Annotated in this window: 13 protein-coding genes, 1 tRNA gene, 1 other RNA gene and 1 pseudogene; 10 read left to right on the top strand and 6 right to left on the bottom strand. The window is 57.2% G+C overall.

Annotation, left to right across the window (positions count from 1 at the left end):
- Nucleotides 1–37: 37 nt before the first annotated feature.
- The 4 genes and pseudogenes from EDF78_RS26005 to EDF78_RS10375 all read left to right on the top strand — a co-directional run.
- Nucleotides 38–115 (top strand): annotated as a pseudogene (locus tag EDF78_RS26005) (hypothetical protein); the annotation flags it as partial.
- Between the two features lie 29 nt (nt 116–144).
- Nucleotides 145–267, top strand: coding sequence for a type II toxin-antitoxin system RelE/ParE family toxin (locus EDF78_RS25770; protein ID WP_243839443.1), 123 nt, complete (start codon nt 145–147; stop codon nt 265–267).
- A gap of 81 nt (nt 268–348) precedes the next feature.
- Complete coding sequence (locus EDF78_RS10380; protein WP_014333376.1) at nt 349–693, top strand: type II toxin-antitoxin system PrlF family antitoxin; 345 nt, start codon at nt 349–351, stop codon at nt 691–693.
- A 6-nt stretch (nt 694–699) separates the two neighbouring features.
- A complete protein-coding gene (locus EDF78_RS10375; RefSeq protein ID WP_133823047.1) occupies nt 700–1,176 on the top strand; it encodes a type II toxin-antitoxin system YhaV family toxin in 477 nt (158 codons plus the stop codon).
- A gap of 101 nt (nt 1,177–1,277) precedes the next feature.
- On the opposite strand, the gene EDF78_RS10370 is transcribed toward EDF78_RS10375, so the two are convergent.
- The 6 genes from EDF78_RS10370 to EDF78_RS10345 all read right to left on the bottom strand — a co-directional run bounded on the left by EDF78_RS10370 (nt 1,278) and on the right by EDF78_RS10345 (nt 6,114).
- Nucleotides 1,278–1,407: non-coding RNA, RtT sRNA (locus tag EDF78_RS10370), on the bottom strand.
- 33 nt (nt 1,408–1,440) lie between these two features.
- Nucleotides 1,441–1,517, bottom strand: a tRNA-Pro gene (locus EDF78_RS10365).
- Nucleotides 1,518–1,617: 100 nt separating this feature from the next.
- Nucleotides 1,618–3,297 carry a kdo(2)-lipid A phosphoethanolamine 7''-transferase gene (eptB, locus tag EDF78_RS10360; RefSeq protein ID WP_133823046.1) on the bottom strand — a complete coding sequence of 560 codons (1,680 nt, stop codon included), beginning with the start codon at nt 3,295–3,297 and terminating at the stop codon, nt 1,618–1,620.
- 284 nt (nt 3,298–3,581) lie between these two features.
- Complete coding sequence (locus EDF78_RS10355; RefSeq protein ID WP_013573432.1) at nt 3,582–4,004, bottom strand: organic hydroperoxide resistance protein; 423 nt, start codon at nt 4,002–4,004, stop codon at nt 3,582–3,584.
- Nucleotides 4,005–4,137: 133 nt separating this feature from the next.
- Nucleotides 4,138–4,596, bottom strand: a complete 459-nt coding sequence (locus EDF78_RS10350; protein ID WP_133823045.1) for a MarR family transcriptional regulator — start codon at nt 4,594–4,596, stop codon at nt 4,138–4,140.
- Nucleotides 4,597–4,668: 72 nt separating this feature from the next.
- Nucleotides 4,669–6,114, bottom strand: a complete 1,446-nt coding sequence (locus EDF78_RS10345; protein WP_095923962.1) for an alpha/beta hydrolase — start codon at nt 6,112–6,114, stop codon at nt 4,669–4,671.
- A gap of 285 nt (nt 6,115–6,399) precedes the next feature.
- Between EDF78_RS10345 and atzF the strand changes: the two genes are divergently transcribed.
- The 6 genes from atzF (at nt 6,400) to urtC (ending at nt 16,841) form a co-directional block, all read left to right on the top strand.
- Nucleotides 6,400–8,247, top strand: coding sequence for an allophanate hydrolase (gene atzF / locus EDF78_RS10340; RefSeq protein WP_133823044.1), 1,848 nt, complete (start codon nt 6,400–6,402; stop codon nt 8,245–8,247).
- A 12-nt stretch (nt 8,248–8,259) separates the two neighbouring features.
- Nucleotides 8,260–11,892, top strand: a complete 3,633-nt coding sequence (gene uca, locus EDF78_RS10335; protein WP_133823145.1) for an urea carboxylase — start codon at nt 8,260–8,262, stop codon at nt 11,890–11,892.
- 40 nt (nt 11,893–11,932) lie between these two features.
- Complete coding sequence (locus tag EDF78_RS10330; RefSeq protein WP_095923964.1) at nt 11,933–12,655, top strand: GntR family transcriptional regulator; 723 nt, start codon at nt 11,933–11,935, stop codon at nt 12,653–12,655.
- Between the two features lie 85 nt (nt 12,656–12,740).
- On the top strand, nt 12,741–14,012 hold the full coding sequence (gene urtA / locus EDF78_RS10325) for an urea ABC transporter substrate-binding protein (RefSeq protein ID WP_119825515.1): 1,272 nt from the start codon (nt 12,741–12,743) through the stop codon (nt 14,010–14,012).
- A 187-nt stretch (nt 14,013–14,199) separates the two neighbouring features.
- The gene (gene urtB / locus EDF78_RS10320; RefSeq protein ID WP_133823043.1) at nt 14,200–15,768 is read left to right on the top strand and encodes an urea ABC transporter permease subunit UrtB; all 1,569 of its coding nucleotides are present in this window, start codon (nt 14,200–14,202) and stop codon (nt 15,766–15,768) included.
- On the top strand, nt 15,768–16,841 hold the full coding sequence (urtC, locus tag EDF78_RS10315) for an urea ABC transporter permease subunit UrtC (protein ID WP_133823042.1): 1,074 nt from the start codon (nt 15,768–15,770) through the stop codon (nt 16,839–16,841). The genes urtB and urtC overlap by 1 nt, the downstream gene beginning before the upstream one ends.
- Nucleotides 16,842–16,843: the final 2 nt, after the last annotated feature.

The following is a 16,843-nucleotide window of genomic DNA, read 5'->3' as shown; positions in this document are numbered from 1 at the left end:
GGGATGAAAATCCGGCGAAAATGCCCCTTTCTTACGTGTGAGGCAACGCCTATTCTCGCGGCTCAGGGAACTCAAGAAAGGCGATCTCAGTGACCTGAGGGTGCATAAATTTCCGCTGGAAAAGCAGCAGGCTTTGCTGGGTTATTGCTGGGTTATTGCTGGCGCGAAGAAAAAATTGAACTGTATCTGCTCAGCCTGGATTCGCATGAGAATTTCTATCAGGATCATAAAAATCACCGCAAAGGCGATTTGAAGATGATGAAGTGAAAAGCAATGCATTTGCATTGGCAATGCAAATGCATTACGCTGACAAAATTGCTCAAATAAGCATCATTATGGAGTCTCATTATGTCAGCCTCGGCAGTATGGGGAATAAAATTCGAAGCCGAATCCAAAGTCACCCGCCGCTTCCAGACCACCATTCCGGCCACTATCCGTAAGGCATTAAATCTCACCGAAAATGATCGGATCCAGTACAAGATTTTGCCAGACGGGCAGGTGGTTATTTCGAGGCAACTCGAAGAAGCGGAAGACCCTGTTATCAGTGCCTTTCTCGGTTTTGTGGCAAAAGATATGCTCAATAACCCGGAAAATATGCAGCCGGTAACATTATCCCTGCATGAAAAAATCAATGTACTGACCGCCGGGATGGCTATCGATCTTGAGAGCCCGCTTTCTGACGATGACGAGTAAAGGATTATGCACAATCAGGCCATGGAGATTAACGGATGGACCCTTCTCGCTCATCCTCTGATCCTGCAACAAATACAGGCACTCACTGATCAGGTTGTTTTACTGCGCCGCAAAGATCCGGCGGGCTATAAAAGTAAAAATGCCACCAAACGGCTGGCTGCGATCAATAAGCTGATGTTTGACGTTATCCCGCAGGATCCGGCGCGTGTTGAATTCCGTCAGGGCGATACGTTAGGCGGGGAATTCTCACACTGGTTCAGGGCAAAATTCTTCCAGCAGTACCGTTTGTTTTTCCGTTACAACCTTAAAAGCCGGATCATTATTTACGCCTGGGTGAATGATGATAAAGAATTACGCGCATACGAAAGCAAAACAGACGCATACCGGATGTTTCGCAAGATGTTGAAAAGCGGTGAACCGCCAGACGACTGGCAGGCACTTTGCGAGGCGTCAGGGAAGGTAGCGGCGGAACAAGTACCTTAGTCTCCCTCAGACACGCCACAAAGCAAAAAGCCCGCAACCAGAAGGCCGCGGGCTTTTTACAGGCGAAAAAAAACCTGCTTTAAAAGCAGGTTTTTCAAATGTGGTCGGCGAGAGAGGATTACGCGCATCTTCGATGCTTGCCCTGCGGGCCGTTGCTAACGCAACGTGGTCTCGCTTCGCTCGGCTCAAACCTCCTTCGGAGGTTCTCATCCTCTTTACTACAGACGAAAAAAAACCTGCTTTAAAAAGCAGGTTTTTCAAATGTGGTCGGCGAGAGAGGATTCGAACCTCCGACCCACTGGTCCCAAACCAGTTGCGCTACCAAGCTGCGCTACTCGCCGAATGGGGCGCATCTTACTGCGACCCCCTCAGAGCGTCAATGGCTTTTTAAAACATCCGGACTGACTGACCAGAAATTATCCGATGCGTTGCCAAAATGACCTATAGCTTCTGTTCTGCCTGAGGTTTGGCACACCAGTTATTCGCCGGATTAATACCTCCATCTGGCGAGGTGTAACCCAGACACCCCAGAATCGAGTCGAATAACTCAACATGGCGTTTCTTCGCGCCGATACGCTGCTGCGCCTGCAATTGCTCAAACGCCAGTTTATGATCCGGCTGCTCGAGGAAACTGTCGGAAGCCCACACCATCATCGGCACGCGGAACTGCTCCGGCGGCGCCATCTCGCGCGGCGTACCGTGCAGATGCGAGTTCTCATCAATAGATTCACCGTGGTCAGATGCGTAAAACACCAGCGCTTTCTTATCGCGCAGCTGATCAATCACGTTATCGATAAAGGTATCGGTGTACAGCACGCTGTTATCGAATGCATTGATCAGTTCCGCTTTGGTGCAGGTGTTGCTCTTACATTCCGGCGTATAGCGGGCGTAACTGCGCGGATAACGCTGGGAATAGAGATAGTGCGAGCCTTTGGTGTGCAGGATCACCAGATGCTTACCTTTCGGATGCGTTCTCAGGGATTCCTGTAACTCATTGACCAGCAACATGTCATCGACCGGCTTACCGTCGTTGCGCTTTTCCGAGGCAATAATTTCGCGGAAGGAGAAATTATTGGTGTCGGCATTGTTGTAGAACCACAACTCGCTTTGCATGGCGAACAGTTCGGAGGTGAATCCCAGCGACTTCATCACGGCAAAGATATTCTGCTCTTTCAGGGTACGCTGCGGGTTATCTGCCGTACCGCCTTCGCGCACGAACATACAGCGCAGAGAGAGCTTAGTGGCCGTATCGCAGGACGTCCCGCGAAACGCCACCAGATTCTTCTCTTTAGACAGGCGCGGCGTGGTATCGCGCTCGTAACCTAAAATGCCCATGTGATCCCAGCGGGTGGTTTCACCGATGATAAACACGACATAAGTGTCATCAATGTCAGCAGGCGCCACGTAGGTGAAGTTCTTCGCCGGATCAAAGTAATTACCCGCATCCCGGCTTTCATCCACCTGCGTATACGCATACAAACCCAGCGCGGCCAGCCAGTTAGACGGCAGATAGGAGTGCGCGACCACACCGCCATAACTCGGCAAATCCACGTTGGTTTTTTTCTCATTCACGCTCTGCGCGTGATCAAGGGACCGCAATGGCAGCCAGACCAGCAGCACCGCCGCCAGCAATACGCCTAACGGTATGAGGCGCTGCCCCGGCGTTTTTATCTGTTCGATCAGCGTCAGGCGCAGGTTGTTTTTCCAGATAAGGAACAGCGGTATCGCGCTGACCAGTGCCATCCAGATAAACAGGTGATAGCCAATGATCTCTTTGCTCAGATCGATGTCGGTGGTCATGACCGACACCACAATGCCGTAGCCGATCACCACATTGAACATCACCATGTAGTAGCTGGCCGCCACGGAAATCAGTACCAGCAAACTGGCGATAATGCGGAAAAACAGCCGTCCTCCCAGCGAGAGCAAACGCAGAACAAAAAAGGTAAATAAGACGATGGCACAGACTTCTGTGACAGCCTGAACCAGTTCTGCCGACGTGAAATGATTGACCAATGCGGCAAAGCGGCGCTGGAACACAGAGACATTCAGGAAGATGCCAATGTAAATCGCTAACAATAAAGAAATATTTTGCTGCGATAGAGTATTCACTCTATTCATGAAAAGTCACTTTCCTAACGTATTTTGAAAAATCTGGAATCATTGTGACATGTTTATGCCGGACTGGTTCACAGATTATGCTGAGAATGAGGTTTTATGCGGCTTTCAGAATTGTTCCGCATGAACAGCGGCGTCGTGTTTTCTTTCTGAATCTTTTCCGTTTCCATGAGAAAAGGCGTTAAAAAGCAAAAAGGAGGCCGAAGCCTCCCTGACATTTTTGCATTTTTTATGTCACAACAATCCCTGGTGCAGGCGTTGCGGAACAGCACGTTATTTCAGATGCGTTATTTCACGTTCAGCGTGACGTCGATATTGCCACGGGTCGCGTTGGAGTACGGGCAAACCTGATGCGCTTTTGCCACCAGTGCTTCGGCTTCGCTGCGTTCAAAGCCCGGCAGGGTGATATCCAGCTGCACTTCGATACCGTAACCGCCCGGAATCGCACCAATACCTACCGCGCCTTCGATTTTAGCGTCAGCAGGGATTTTAATTTTTTCCTGCGCGGCCACGGCTTTCAGTGCGCCGAGGAAACAGGCGGAATAACCGGCAGCAAACAGCTGCTCAGGGTTGGTACCGCCACCCATGCCGCCCATTTCTTTAGGTACGCCCAGTTTGACGTCAAGAACGCCGTCATCGGAAGTCGCACGGCCATCACGGCCACCGGTAGCGGATGCATGAGCACGATACACAACTTTTTCAATAGACATATTTCGTTCCTTATCAGTGAAAGAGATTAGTAAATTTTAAACGATTTAATCGCACACTATTTATTTGATACTACCAGACGACGCTAAAAATGCTTTCAGACTCGTCTGTTTACCTGATTCAACGTCTTCAGACTCAGGCTTTATCCTGAAGTTTAGCCCGTAAGACTTCCAGCTGCTGTTTCAGTGCCACGATTTCGCCGACATCACATTCCGTGGCACACAGAATGGCTTCGGGAATGCCCTGCGCTTTTTCGCGTAACGTTTTGCCCGCCTCTGTCAGGGAAATGATCACCTGACGTTCGTCGGCTTTGGCGCGCTGACGTACCAGCAAACCGGCGGCTTCGAGACGTTTGAGCAACGGCGTTAACGTCGCCGAATCCAGAAACAGTTTTTCGCCGATGTCAGACACCGTGACTTCATCGCGTTGCCACAGCACCAGCATCACCAGATATTGCGGATACGTGAGGTCGAGCTGGCCGAGCAATTTACGGTAAACCTTATGCAGCGCCAGATTCGCGGAGTACAGCGCGAAACACATCTGTTGATCCAGATGCAGCATGCCGTTTTGTGTGGAGCCGGTGTCTGTTTTCATGTTCATGTCGCCAATATATATAGCGCGCGATATTATCGCAAGCACTTTTAAAAAAACTCTCAGCGGCCTTGATCAGAAGCCCGTGATCCGCTGCAACATATAGGGATAAAACGGGTTGGACGAAACCCGCATCAGCTGGTCCATACTCACCACCAGCGCGCCATTTTCACCCCGGGCGGCCAGCGTCCCCAGACGGATACCAAACTGCGCAGGCCCCTGCGGATTGCGCCCGTACAGCGAATCGTCCGTCGGGAAAGGCAGCGCGACGTGCGATAACGAATAGAATTCAGACGGGTAATTCAGCCCCAGCGGACTGACCGTGACCGCACCCTGCCCCGCCGCCGTGGTTTTCGCCACAGCCGCCGCATCATCCGGCGAGGCATTGGTGATCACCGTCGTCTGATAAGCGCGTGGCGGTGCAGGCAGCAAACGCTCCACGGCGGTTTCTGACGCCGGACGCAGCAACGGACCGACGTACGCACTGCGGTTAATATCAAACAACACCAGCTGACTGCCGTTGGCGGGGAGCTGATTAAACAGCGCCGTCACCACCGCACGGGCGCTGACGGTGGAATCGACAACAGACTGGAAGGCCAGCAACGGCGGTAACTGTGCCAGCTTGCCGGATGCCGCGTCCCGGCTGATCTGCTGCTGCAAAACATGGGTCAGCAGATAAGATTGCCGGGCGGCTTTCACCGGGAAGGAATTGTATTTAAACGGGTTAAATTCCGGCATCAGGTTCAGCCAGGCGGTTTTGGCGAAGGCCGGAAAAATAGCCGGCCAGCCGGCATATCCGGCGAAGCGTGCAAAGCTTGTCACGCCAATCATCGGGGAGATCAGCACCACGCGGGAAGGACGCGCCAGTGCAGGATCATCGAGCGAATCCAGCGTGTATTTCATTGCCAGCGCGCCACCATTGGAGAAACCGACCAGTTGCAGCGGCACCTCCGTCCCTGCCACACGCCGCGCCTCACGCACCGCCAGCCGCGTCGCCGCCAGCCACTGTTCCCAGTCCACCCGCGTCAGACCGCCGGGTACCGTTCCATGACCGGGCAGGCGGATACCGACCGCCACAAACCCACGGCGACGGTAATCTTCTGCGATATGCCGCAGGCTGTACGGGGAATCCGTCAGCCCATGCAACAGCACCACCGCACCGACCGGCTTACCGTCGGGCATCAGCTCATAAGAGCGGTTCCAGTCCTGCGCAAAATGCTCAGGATAAATCGGGCTGCGATCGTAATAACGGTTGAGCGGGATCCGCTCCTCGCGATCCAGCTTATCCGTCACCTGCTGCTTCACTTCCACAAACGCCTGCTGCTCGGCACGCAAATACGCGGGCCAGTCGCTCTTATCCAGCTGCTCCGTACTCAGTTCGTCCGGTACCAGCTTATGCCATGGCTCAAGCGGCGGTCCCTGCAACGCGTCATAAGTCCGCACAGCCAGCAGCGTAATAATCACCAGAATCAGCGCCAGCAAGAGCTTTTTCAGGCGTTCAGAGAGATGACGAAGTTGCATTAAATAGGGGTTTCCTAAAGACAGTTTCGGAGAAAGACAGCATTTAAAAGATATGCCCTTCCTGAGCATTATTGGAAATAATCATAATGCAATTACCTTGAACGGTAGCTGCACAAAGCGCAAATTTTCGCCCCATTTTTGTTCAGTTGCATGACTTGCGTGGTGCAACAATTATACAGGCCGGTCATGCAACCAACCGTAAACCCAGCAATATCAAGGGATAATAATCTGGCACAGGCTTTGCTTAGATGAATTCAATCTTGTATACCAGATGGAATTCACACTATGGCTTTGACTTCAGATACCGTCACATCGCCCTATCGCGGTTTTACCTTGCGGGAGTGGCAGCAACATTATCGCAGCGCGCCGGAAAGCCTTCGTACCACGCTTTCGCTGGTGCGCGGCAGTCTGAGTGAGACCGATAACGCCTGGCTTTATCTCGCCACGGCGGAACAGCTTGAAGCACAAATTCATCATCTGGAAAGCCTGCGCGCAGAGGCAGGGGGATCGCTCAGCGCCCTGCCGCTGTTTGGCGTGCCGTTCGCCGTTAAAGACAATATTGATGTCGCAGGCTGGCCGACCACGGCGGCCTGTCCGGCGTTTGCCTATACCGCGGAAGCGGATGCCACCGTCGTCGCCAATCTGAAAGCCAAAGGCGCGGTGCTGGTCGGTAAAACCAATCTGGATCAGTTTGCTACCGGCCTGGTGGGCACCCGCTCACCGTACGGCGCGGTAAACAATACCTTCAACCCCGACTTTGTCAGCGGCGGCTCCAGCTCCGGATCGGCCTCGGTGCTGGCCCGCGGGCTGGTGGCGTTCTCGCTCGGCACAGACACCGCCGGTTCCGGGCGCGTTCCGGCAGGCTTTAACAATGTCGTCGGGCTGAAACCGACCAAAGGCTGGCTGTCGAATACCGGCGTGGTGCCCGCCTGCCGCCTGAATGACGCGGTCTCGGTTTTCGCCCTGACCGTCGCCGATGCTCAGACCGTCGCTCACGCGGCGGGCGGTTATGACGCCGCCGACGCCTATTCGCGTAAAAATCCGCTTACCGCGCCCGTCGCCATGTCTCCGCATCCGCGCTTTGCCGTGCCGGACAGTCTGGAATTTTTTGGCGATGCACTGGCCGAGTTTGAGTTCGATCAGGCGCTGGAACGGCTGAACAGCAGCGGCATCACCCTTGTGCCCGTGGATTTCACGCCGTTCCGCGAACTGGCCGGACAGCTGTATTCCGGCGCTTGGGTCGCCGAACGCACCGTGGCGGTCGGCGAAATTTTTGAAGACAACCCCGACGCGATGGATCCGGTGGTGCGCGGCATTGTCGCCAGCGGTCTGGATTACAGTGCCTGCGATGCCTGGCGCGCCGAGTATTTACGGGCGGAACTGGCCCGCAAAATCAATCAGACGCTGGAAGGGTTCGATGCGCTGGTGGTGCCGACGTCGCCGACCATCCGCACGCAGCAGGAGATGGCACAGGAGCCGGTGCTCTACAACTCGCAGTTCGGTATTTACACCAACTTCACCAATCTGGCGGATTTGTCCGCGCTGGCGCTGCCTTCCAGCCTGCGCGCCGATGGTCTGCCTGCCGGGATCACGCTGATTGCGCCCGCGTGGCACGACGATGTGCTGGCCAGTTTTGGCCGTCAGTGGCAGCGCAGTCTGAGCCTGCCGCTCGGCGCGACCGGGCTGCCGGTGAAATCCGAAGAATTCATGACACCCGCGCCGGTCAGTGCCGCCAGCGTGCGCGTCGCCGTGGTCGGCGCCCATCTGACCGGCATGCCGCTGAACGTTCAGCTCACCAGCCGCCATGCGGTGCGCGTCGAACAGACCACCACCGCCGCAGCCTACAAGCTTTATGCCCTTGCCAATACCACACCGCCAAAACCGGGGCTGGTACGGGCGGAAGGCGGCAGCGCCATTATCGTCGAACTGTGGGATATCCCGCTGGCGCGCTTTGGTGAGTTCGTTGCGGAGATCCCGGCGCCGCTTGGGATCGGGACGCTGGAACTGGCCGATGGCCGCACGGTGAAAGGTTTTATCTGCGAGCCGTGGGCGATCAGCGAGGCCACCGATATCACCGCCTTTGGTGGCTGGAGAAGTTACATCCACAGCCTGTCTGCACCGGTAAAACTCTGAGGAGCCACGATGATGTTCAACACCGTATTGATTGCTAACCGTGGCGAAATTGCCTGCCGCGCGATCCGCACGCTGAAACGTCTGGGCGTCACCAGCGTGGCGGTCTATTCCGATGCCGACCGCAACGCGCCGCACGTCGCGCAGGCCGATATTGCCATCGCGCTGGGCGGTGACAAGGCCAGCGAAAGCTACCTGATGATCGACAAAATTCTGGACGCCGCGAAAGTCACCGGCGCGCAGGCGATTTATCCGGGTTACGGCTTTTTATCCGAAAGCGCAGAGTTTGCCGATGCCTGCGAGGCGGCGGGGATAGCGTTTATCGGCCCGACGGCCGGACAAATCCGCGAGTTTGGCCTCAAGCACCGCGCCCGTGAACTGGCCGGTGCCGCGAATGTGCCGATGACGCCGGGCACCGGTTTGCTCGGCAACATTGAAGAGGCCGTCACGGCGGCGGCCGGCATCGGCTATCCGGTGATGCTGAAAAGTACCGCAGGCGGCGGAGGCATCGGGCTGACACGCTGCGACGACGAAGCGGGACTGCGCGCCGCGTGGGACAGCGTAAAGCGTCTCGGCGAACAGTTTTTCAGCGACGCCGGTGTGTTTCTCGAACGCTTTGTCGATCGCGCCCGTCACGTCGAAGTGCAGATTTTCGGCGACGGCAAAGGCCGCGTGGTGGCGCTGGGCGAACGCGACTGTTCGTTGCAGCGCCGCAATCAGAAAGTGGTGGAAGAAACCCCTGCGCCGAATCTGCCGCAGGCCAGCCGCGAGGCGTTACATCGCGCCGCCGTGCAGCTCGGTGAATCGGTGAATTACCGCAGTGCCGGTACCGTTGAATTTATCTATGACGCCGCACGCGACGAATTTTATTTCCTCGAAGTGAATACCCGCTTGCAGGTTGAGCATCCGGTCACCGAAATGGTCACCGGTCTGGACCTGATTGACTGCATGCTGAACGTCGCCGCAGACCAACCGCTGGACTGGACTGCAATGGAAAAAGCCCCGCAGGGTGCGTCGATGGAAGTGCGTATTTACGCCGAAGATCCGCTGAAAAATTTCCAGCCGAGTCCGGGCGTGCTGACCGAGGTCTTTTTCCCCGACGACGTGCGCGTTGACGGCTGGGTGTCTACCGGCAGTGAAGTGTCGGCGTTTTACGACCCGATGATCGCCAAACTGATTGTTCACGGCACCGACCGTCAGGACGCACTGGCGAAAATGTCGGCTGCGCTGGCCGCCACCCGTCTGCACGGCATCGCCACCAACATCGATTATCTGCGTCAGGTGGTCGCCACGCCGGTGTTCCGCGACGGCGAAATGTGGACGCGCATGCTCGACAGTTTTGCCTATTCGCCAAACGCCATCGAAGTGATCGCCCCCGGCACCTACAGCAGCGTGCAGGATTATCCGGGACGCCTCGGCTACTGGGATATCGGCGTGCCGCCTTCCGGCCCGATGGACGATTTTGCCTTCCGTCTCGCCAACCGCATTGTCGGTAATCATCCTGATGCCGCCGGTCTGGAATTTACGTTGCAGGGGCCAACCCTGCGCTTTCATTGCGACGCGGTGATCGCACTGACCGGCGCGAGCTGTCCGGCCGATCTCGACGGCGAAACAGTGGCGTACTGGCAGCCGGTGAACGTAAAAGCCGGTCAGACGCTGACGCTTGGCCGCGCCACCCGGGGCTGCCGCACCTGTCTCGCGGTACGTAATGGCTTCGACGTGCCGGTGTATCTCGGCAGCCGTTCGACCTTCGCGCTCGGGCAGTTTGGCGGTCACGCGGGCCGGACGCTGCGCGTCGCCGACATGCTGAGCATTTCACAGCCGGAACTCGCGGCCTGCACCACGCCCGCACCGGTCAGTGTGCCGCAGGCGGCGGCAGACACTCTCGTGCCGGTGTATGGCGATATCTGGAATATCGGCGTGCTTTACGGGCCGCACGGCGCACCGGATTTCTTTACTCAGGAATCTATCGACACTTTCTTCGCCGCCGAATGGCAGGTGCATTACAACTCCAACCGCCTCGGCGTGCGGCTGGTCGGCCCGAAACCGCAATGGGCGCGACAGGACGGCGGCGAAGCGGGTCTGCATCCGTCGAACGTGCATGACTGCGAATACGCCATTGGCGCGATCAATTTCACCGGTGACTTCCCGGTCATTCTGACCCGCGACGGGCCAAGCCTCGGCGGTTTCGTCTGTCCGGTCACCATCGCCAGCGCGGAATTGTGGAAAGTCGGCCAGGTCAAACCGGGCGATAAAATCCGTTTCCATCCGGTCAGTTTTGAGCAGGCGCAGGCGCTGGAACGGGCGCAGCAAGGCACGATCGATTCGCTGCTGCCGGTGAACGCAATGGCGCTGCCGGTGCCGTCGTTGCTGCCGGACACCACGGCTTCCGCCACCATTCTCGCGGCGCTTCCGGCCACGGCAGAACGCCCGTCGGTGGAATACCGTCAGGCCGGTGACGGCTACGTGCTGATTGAGTACGGCGATAACGTGCTGGATCTGGCGGTGCGTATGCGCATCTACCTGCTGATGAACGCCATCAGGGCCGCCGGTCAGCAAGGGATAGAAGAACTGTCGCCGGGCGTGCGCTCGCTGCAAATCCGCTACGACAGCCGCGTGCTGCATCAGACCGCGCTGCTGCAACATTTGCTGACGCTGGAACACAATCTGGCCGATGTCAGCCAGCTGAAAATCCCGACGCGCATCGTGCATATGCCGATGGCCTTTGAAGATTCCGCCACGCTTGGCGCGGTCGAACGCTATCAGCAAACCGTGCGTGCCGATGCGCCGTGGCTGCCAAATAACGTCGATTTCATCCAGCGCACCAACGGGCTGGCGAGCCGCGACGAGGTGAAAAACATCATTTTCGACGCCAGCTACCTGATCCTCGGGCTGGGCGATGTCTACCTCGGCGCGCCGTGCGCGGTGCCGGTCGATCCGCGCCATCGCCTGCTGAGTTCCAAATACAACCCGGCGCGCACCTTCACCGCAGAAGGCACGGTCGGCATCGGCGGCATGTACATGTGCATTTATGGCATGGATTCGCCGGGCGGCTATCAGCTGGTCGGCCGCACGCTGCCGATCTGGAACAAGTTTCTCAGGAATGAGCAGTTTAAAAACGGCGAGCCGTGGCTGCTGCATTTCTTCGATCAGGTGCGGTTCTATGAAGTGACCGAAGCCGAACTGGAGATCCAGCGCGAGGCGTTCCGCGAAGGGCGCGCGCAGATCACCATTGAAGAAACTGAGTTCGATTTTACGCAATACACGCAATTTCTTGCCGACAACGCCGCCGATATTGCTGATTTCCGCGCCAGACAAACCGCAGCCTTTACCCGCGAGGTGGCGCACTGGCATGAGGCCGAAAGCGCCGCCGTGGAAGCCGCCGCCAATGCCGTGCCGTCAGTGGAGGACGACGCGGATCAGGATGGTCATTTAGTCAGCGCCGATCTCAACGGCAATATCTGGAAAATTCTGGTGGCACCGGGTCAGCAGGTCGAAGCAGGCCAGCCGCTGATCGTGGTGGAAGCGATGAAAATGGAGCTGTCGGTCAACGCGCCGTGCGCCGGTACCGTACTGAAAATCAGTTGCCAGCAAGGCCGTCCGGTCGGGCCAGGTGATGCGCTGCTGTGGCTGGATACCGCCGTTTAATGCTGGTCAGCGCCGTTTTAAACATCCAGGGGAATATTTTATGCAACTGACGGACCCGAAATCTTCACGCAGTAAAAACCGCCCGGAAGGGCTGGCGGAACGGATTTATCAGCAACTGAAAGACGACATTTTCAGTTTCCGCCTGCTGCCGGGCGACCGGTTCAGCGAAAACGACATCGCCGACCGTATGGACGTCAGCCGCACCCCGGTGCGTCAGGCGCTGTTCTGGCTGGAGCACGAAGGCTACGTCGAAGTGTTTTTCCGCAGCGGCTGGCAGGTTCGCCCGTTCGATTTCGATTTTTTCGAGCAACTGTATGACCTGCGTATCGTGCTGGAACTGGAAGCGGTAAAGCGTCTGTGTGCGCTGCCGCCAGCCGCTCAGCCGCTGCAACTGGCGGAACTGAAAGCCTTCTGGGTCGATCAGCCGCAACTGGCGGAGGGTCAGCTGGTGTCGCGTTATGACGAAGAGTTTCACATGACGCTGGTGGCGGCAGCCGGAAACGCCGAAATGGCGCGTATCCACCGTGAGCTGACGGAGAAAATCCGCATCATCCGGCGGCTGGATTTCACCAAAGGTGAGCGTGTGAACGCCACCTATAAAGAACACGCGAGCATTTTGCTCGCCATCATCCAACAACACACTGAGGAGGCGCAGCGCCAGTTACACGACCACATTGCCGTCAGTAAAGCCGAGGTGCGCAAAATTACTTTGCATATGCTGCACCGGGCGCGGGCGGAGAGTGACGAGGGCCACCCGTCATGACTTTTTTAAATGTTTTTTCGACTTTCACCATAACAGTGTTCTCTTAACCTATTTACATCACAGCAATTTTACAGAGGATTCATCTATGCAACGTCGACGTTTTATTAAAGCCTTTGCTCTTTCCGCCACCGTAGTCAGCATGGGTTTAGCCTGGAGCGCGCAGGCGGCCGACACCATCAAAGTCGGTATCATGCATTCGCTTTCCGGCACCATGGCCATTTCGGAAACCCCGCTGAAAGACATCGCGCTGATGACCATTGACGACATCAACGCCAAAGGCGGCGTACTGGGTAAAAAGCTGGAGCCGGTGGTGGTCGATCCGGCCTCAAACTGGCCGCTGTTCGCCGAGAAAGCCCGTCAGTTGCTGACGCAGGATAAAGTCGCGGTGGTGTTCGGCTGCTGGACGTCGGTGTCGCGTAAATCCGTGCTGCCGGTGTTTGAAGAACTGAACGGCCTGCTGTTCTATCCGGTGCAGTACGAAGGCGAAGAGATGTCGCCAAACGTGTTCTATACCGGTGCCGCGCCTAACCAGCAGGCCATTCCGGCGGTGGAATATCTGATGAGCGAAGACGGTGGCGCGGCCAAACGCTTCTTCCTGCTCGGCACTGACTACGTCTATCCGCGCACCACCAACAAAATCCTGCGCGCCTTCCTGCATTCGAAAGGCGTGAAAGACAGCGACATCGAAGAAGTCTATACGCCGTTCGGTTACAGCGATTATCAGACCATCGTTTCCAACATTAAGAAATTCTCCGCAGGCGGCAAGACCGCCGTGATCTCCACCATCAACGGCGATTCCAACGTGCCGTTCTACAAAGAACTGGCGAATCAGGGCGTGAAAGCGACGGATGTGCCGGTGGTGGCGTTCTCCGTCGGCGAAGAAGAACTGCGCGGTATCGACACCAAACCGCTGGTCGGTGACCTCGCGGCGTGGAACTACTTCCAGTCTGTCGATAACCCGACTAACAAGAAATTCGTCGCCGAATGGAAGGCTTACGCTAAGGCACACAAACTGCCAAATGCCGATACCGCCGTCACCAACGACCCGATGGAAGCGACCTATGTCGGCATCCATATGTGGGCGCAGGCGGTGGAAAAAGCGGGCACGACGGATGTGGATAAAGTCCGCGCCGCCATGGCCGGGCAGACCTTCGCTGCGCCGTCCGGCTTTACGCTGACCATGGATAAAACCAATCATCACCTGCACAAACCGGTAATGATCGGCGAAATCGAATCCAACGGTCAGTTCAACGTGGTCTGGCAGACCGACAAACCGATCCGCGCCCAGCCGTGGAGCCCATACATCGCGGGTAACGATAAAAAGCCAGATACCCCGGTGAAAACAGCCAGTAACTGATTAAGCTCCTTCCCCTCTCACGAGGGGAAGGCTGGGATGGGGTGTGGGTTTTTTGACACTGAGTCGCCATTCATACCCCACCCCAGCCCTCCCCTTCGCAGGGGAGGGAGCAGATCGGCGCCTTTCACTCCTCCCCCTTCGCAGGGGGAGGAGCAAACCAGCATCAACTTTATGCGGCGAGAACATTATGAGAATCCTCATCCGATCACTGCTTTTCCTGCTTTGTTGCCTTCCGTTGCTGGCCGAGGCGGGGGCGGCGAATGACTTTGCTGCCGCCAGCCGCAGCCAGCAGGCCACGTTATTACAGCAATGGGCGGCGGATCCGCAGCCGGAAAGGTTGCCGCTGCTTGAGGCGCTGAAGCAGGAAAACGTCGTCATCGATGAAGCGAAACACGCATTCATCCGCAATGGCGATCAGCTGACGCCGCTGGAAGGCGACGTCAAACCGCAGGGTGACACCAAAAAAGTCTGGCTGAACAACCGCCTGCGCATTCTGATTGCCAATGCGCTTTCCGCGCACCGTCTGGTGAGCACCGACAGCGCCGTCCGTTTGCAGGCCGCCAGAGCTTTACAGCGTGAAGCGCAGGCCGATCAGTTGCCGCTGCTGACCCATCGTCTTGAACTGGAAAAAGACAGCACAGTGCACGACGCCCTTTCCATCGCGCTGGCGAATTTACAGCTGGCCGATGCCAGCCCGCAGGTACGCCTGAAAGCTGTTGAACTGCTCGGCACGTCGGGCGACCCGGACACGCAAGGCCGTCTGCAAAGTCTGACTGATCCGCAAACGGAAGCCGATGCCACGGTGCGCAATGCCGCGCTCGCCAGCCTGAAAGCGATACAACATCGCCTGTTAATCGGCGATCTGCTCGGACAGGCTTTTACCGGTTTATCCCTCGGCTCGATTCTGCTGCTGGCCGCGCTGGGGCTGGCGATCACTTACGGTTTGCTGGGCGTGATTAACATGGCGCACGGCGAAATGCTCATGCTCGGCTCTTACTCCACCTACATGGTGCAGTCGCTGTTTCAGCACTACGCGCCGGGGTTGCTGGCGCTGTATCCGCTGGTCGCGCTGCCGGTGGCCTTTTTCATTACCGCCGGGATCGGCATGGCGCTGGAGCGCACGGTGATCCGCCATTTATACGGGCGTCCGCTGGAAACCCTGCTGGCAACCTGGGGCATCAGCCTGATCCTGATCCAGGGCGTGCGCGTGCTGTTTGGTGCGCAGAACGTTGAAGTGGCGAACCCCGGCTGGCTCTCCGGCGGCATTCAGCTGTTGCCGAATCTGGTGCTGCCGTACAACCGCATCGCGGTGATCATCTTCGTACTGCTGGTGCTCGGCCTGACCTGGCTGCTGCTCAATAAAACGCGCCTTGGCATGAACGTGCGTGCCGTGACGCAAAACCGCGCGATGGCGGCCTGTTGCGGCGTGCCGACCGGTCGCGTCGATATGCTGGCGTTCGGCCTCGGTTCCGGCATTGCCGGTCTGGGCGGCGTCGCGCTGTCGCAGCTAAGCAATGTCGGCCCGGAACTCGGTCAGGGTTACATCATCGACTCCTTCCTGGTGGTGGTACTCGGCGGCGTCGGACAACTGGCGGGCACCGTGGTGGCGGCCTTTGGTCTGGGCATTGTGAACAAAATTCTTGAGCCGGAAATCGGTGCGGTACTGGGGAAAATCCTGATCCTCGCGCTGATTATCCTGTTTATCCAGAAACGTCCTCAGGGACTCTTCGCCTTCAAAGGCAGGGTGATTGACTGATGAGCCAGCCTCTGACGATTACCGGCGTACAAAAAGCGCCGAAGATTGCGATTTCGGTGGGCACGCTGGTGCTCATCATCCTGATTGTGATGCCGTTTCTGGCGTTATTACCCGCCACAAATCCGCTGGCGATCTCCACCTACACGCTGACATTGATCGGTAAGATCCTCTGTTATGCGATCGTGGCGATCGCACTCGATCTGGTGTGGGGCTACGCCGGTTTGCTGTCGCTCGGCCACGGGCTGTTTTTCGCCCTCGGCGGTTATGCGATGGGCATGTATTTAATGCGGCAGGCGGCAGGCAGCGGGCTGCCGGATTTTATGTCGTTCCTCTCATGGACTGAACTGCCGTGGTTCTGGGCGGGCACGCAGCATTTTGCCTGGGCGCTGTGCCTGATCGTGCTGGTGCCCGGTGCGCTGGCGTTTGTGTTCGGCTACTTTGCTTTCCGCTCAAAAATCAAAGGCGTCTATTTCTCGATCATGACGCAGGCGCTGACCTACGCCGGTATGTTGCTATTTTTCCGCAATGAAACCGGGTTCGGCGGCAACAACGGCTTCACCGGTTTCACCACCCTGCTCGGCTTTCCGGTCACCGCCACCAGCACCCGCGTGGGACTGTTTTTAGCCACGGTTCTGGTGCTGGTCGCCAGTCTGGCGCTCGGTTTTGCGCTGGCACGCAGTAAATATGGCCGCGTGCTGACCGCCGTGCGCGACGCTGAAAACCGGCTGATTTTCTGCGGCTACGATCCGAAAGGTTTCAAGCTGTTTGTCTGGACGATTTCCGCCATGTTGTGCGGCCTGGCGGGCGCGTTGTACGTGCCGCAGGTCGGGATTATCAACCCGGGCGAAATGTCGCCGACCAACTCCATCGAAGCCGCCATCTGGGTGGCGCTCGGCGGCCGCGGCACACTGATCGGCCCGATTATTGGCGCAGGCATAGTCAACGGCGCGAAAAGCTGGTTCACGGTCGCCATCCCCGAATACTGGCAGTTTGTGCTCGGCGGCATGTTTATTCTGGTGACGCTGTTCCTGCCGCAAGGCGTGATTGGCCTGCTGCGCAAGAGGAAATCCTGATG

This window comes from Rahnella sp. BIGb0236, from assembly GCF_004364755.1.
Lineage (GTDB): Bacteria > Pseudomonadota > Gammaproteobacteria > Enterobacterales > Enterobacteriaceae > Rahnella > Rahnella victoriana.
This window is presented reverse-complemented; position numbering and strand designations above follow the sequence as displayed.

Excerpts from the sequence above, each read along its gene's own strand:
- EDF78_RS10380 (WP_014333376.1), top strand. The coding sequence starts at position 349 with ATGTCAGCCTCGGCAGTATGGGGAATAAAATTCGAAGCCGAATCCAAA.
- EDF78_RS10375 (WP_133823047.1), top strand. The coding sequence starts at position 700 with ATGCACAATCAGGCCATGGAGATTAACGGATGGACCCTTCTCGCTCAT.
- eptB (WP_133823046.1), bottom strand. The coding sequence starts at position 3,297 with ATGAATAGAGTGAATACTCTATCGCAGCAAAATATTTCTTTATTGTTA.
- EDF78_RS10355 (WP_013573432.1), bottom strand. The coding sequence starts at position 4,004 with ATGTCTATTGAAAAAGTTGTGTATCGTGCTCATGCATCCGCTACCGGT.
- EDF78_RS10350 (WP_133823045.1), bottom strand. The coding sequence starts at position 4,596 with ATGAAAACAGACACCGGCTCCACACAAAACGGCATGCTGCATCTGGAT.
- EDF78_RS10345 (WP_095923962.1), bottom strand. The coding sequence starts at position 6,114 with ATGCAACTTCGTCATCTCTCTGAACGCCTGAAAAAGCTCTTGCTGGCG.
- atzF (WP_133823044.1), top strand. The coding sequence starts at position 6,400 with ATGGCTTTGACTTCAGATACCGTCACATCGCCCTATCGCGGTTTTACC.
- uca (WP_133823145.1), top strand. The coding sequence starts at position 8,260 with ATGTTCAACACCGTATTGATTGCTAACCGTGGCGAAATTGCCTGCCGC.
- EDF78_RS10330 (WP_095923964.1), top strand. The coding sequence starts at position 11,933 with ATGCAACTGACGGACCCGAAATCTTCACGCAGTAAAAACCGCCCGGAA.
- urtA (WP_119825515.1), top strand. The coding sequence starts at position 12,741 with ATGCAACGTCGACGTTTTATTAAAGCCTTTGCTCTTTCCGCCACCGTA.
- urtB (WP_133823043.1), top strand. The coding sequence starts at position 14,200 with ATGAGAATCCTCATCCGATCACTGCTTTTCCTGCTTTGTTGCCTTCCG.
- urtC (WP_133823042.1), top strand. The coding sequence starts at position 15,768 with ATGAGCCAGCCTCTGACGATTACCGGCGTACAAAAAGCGCCGAAGATT.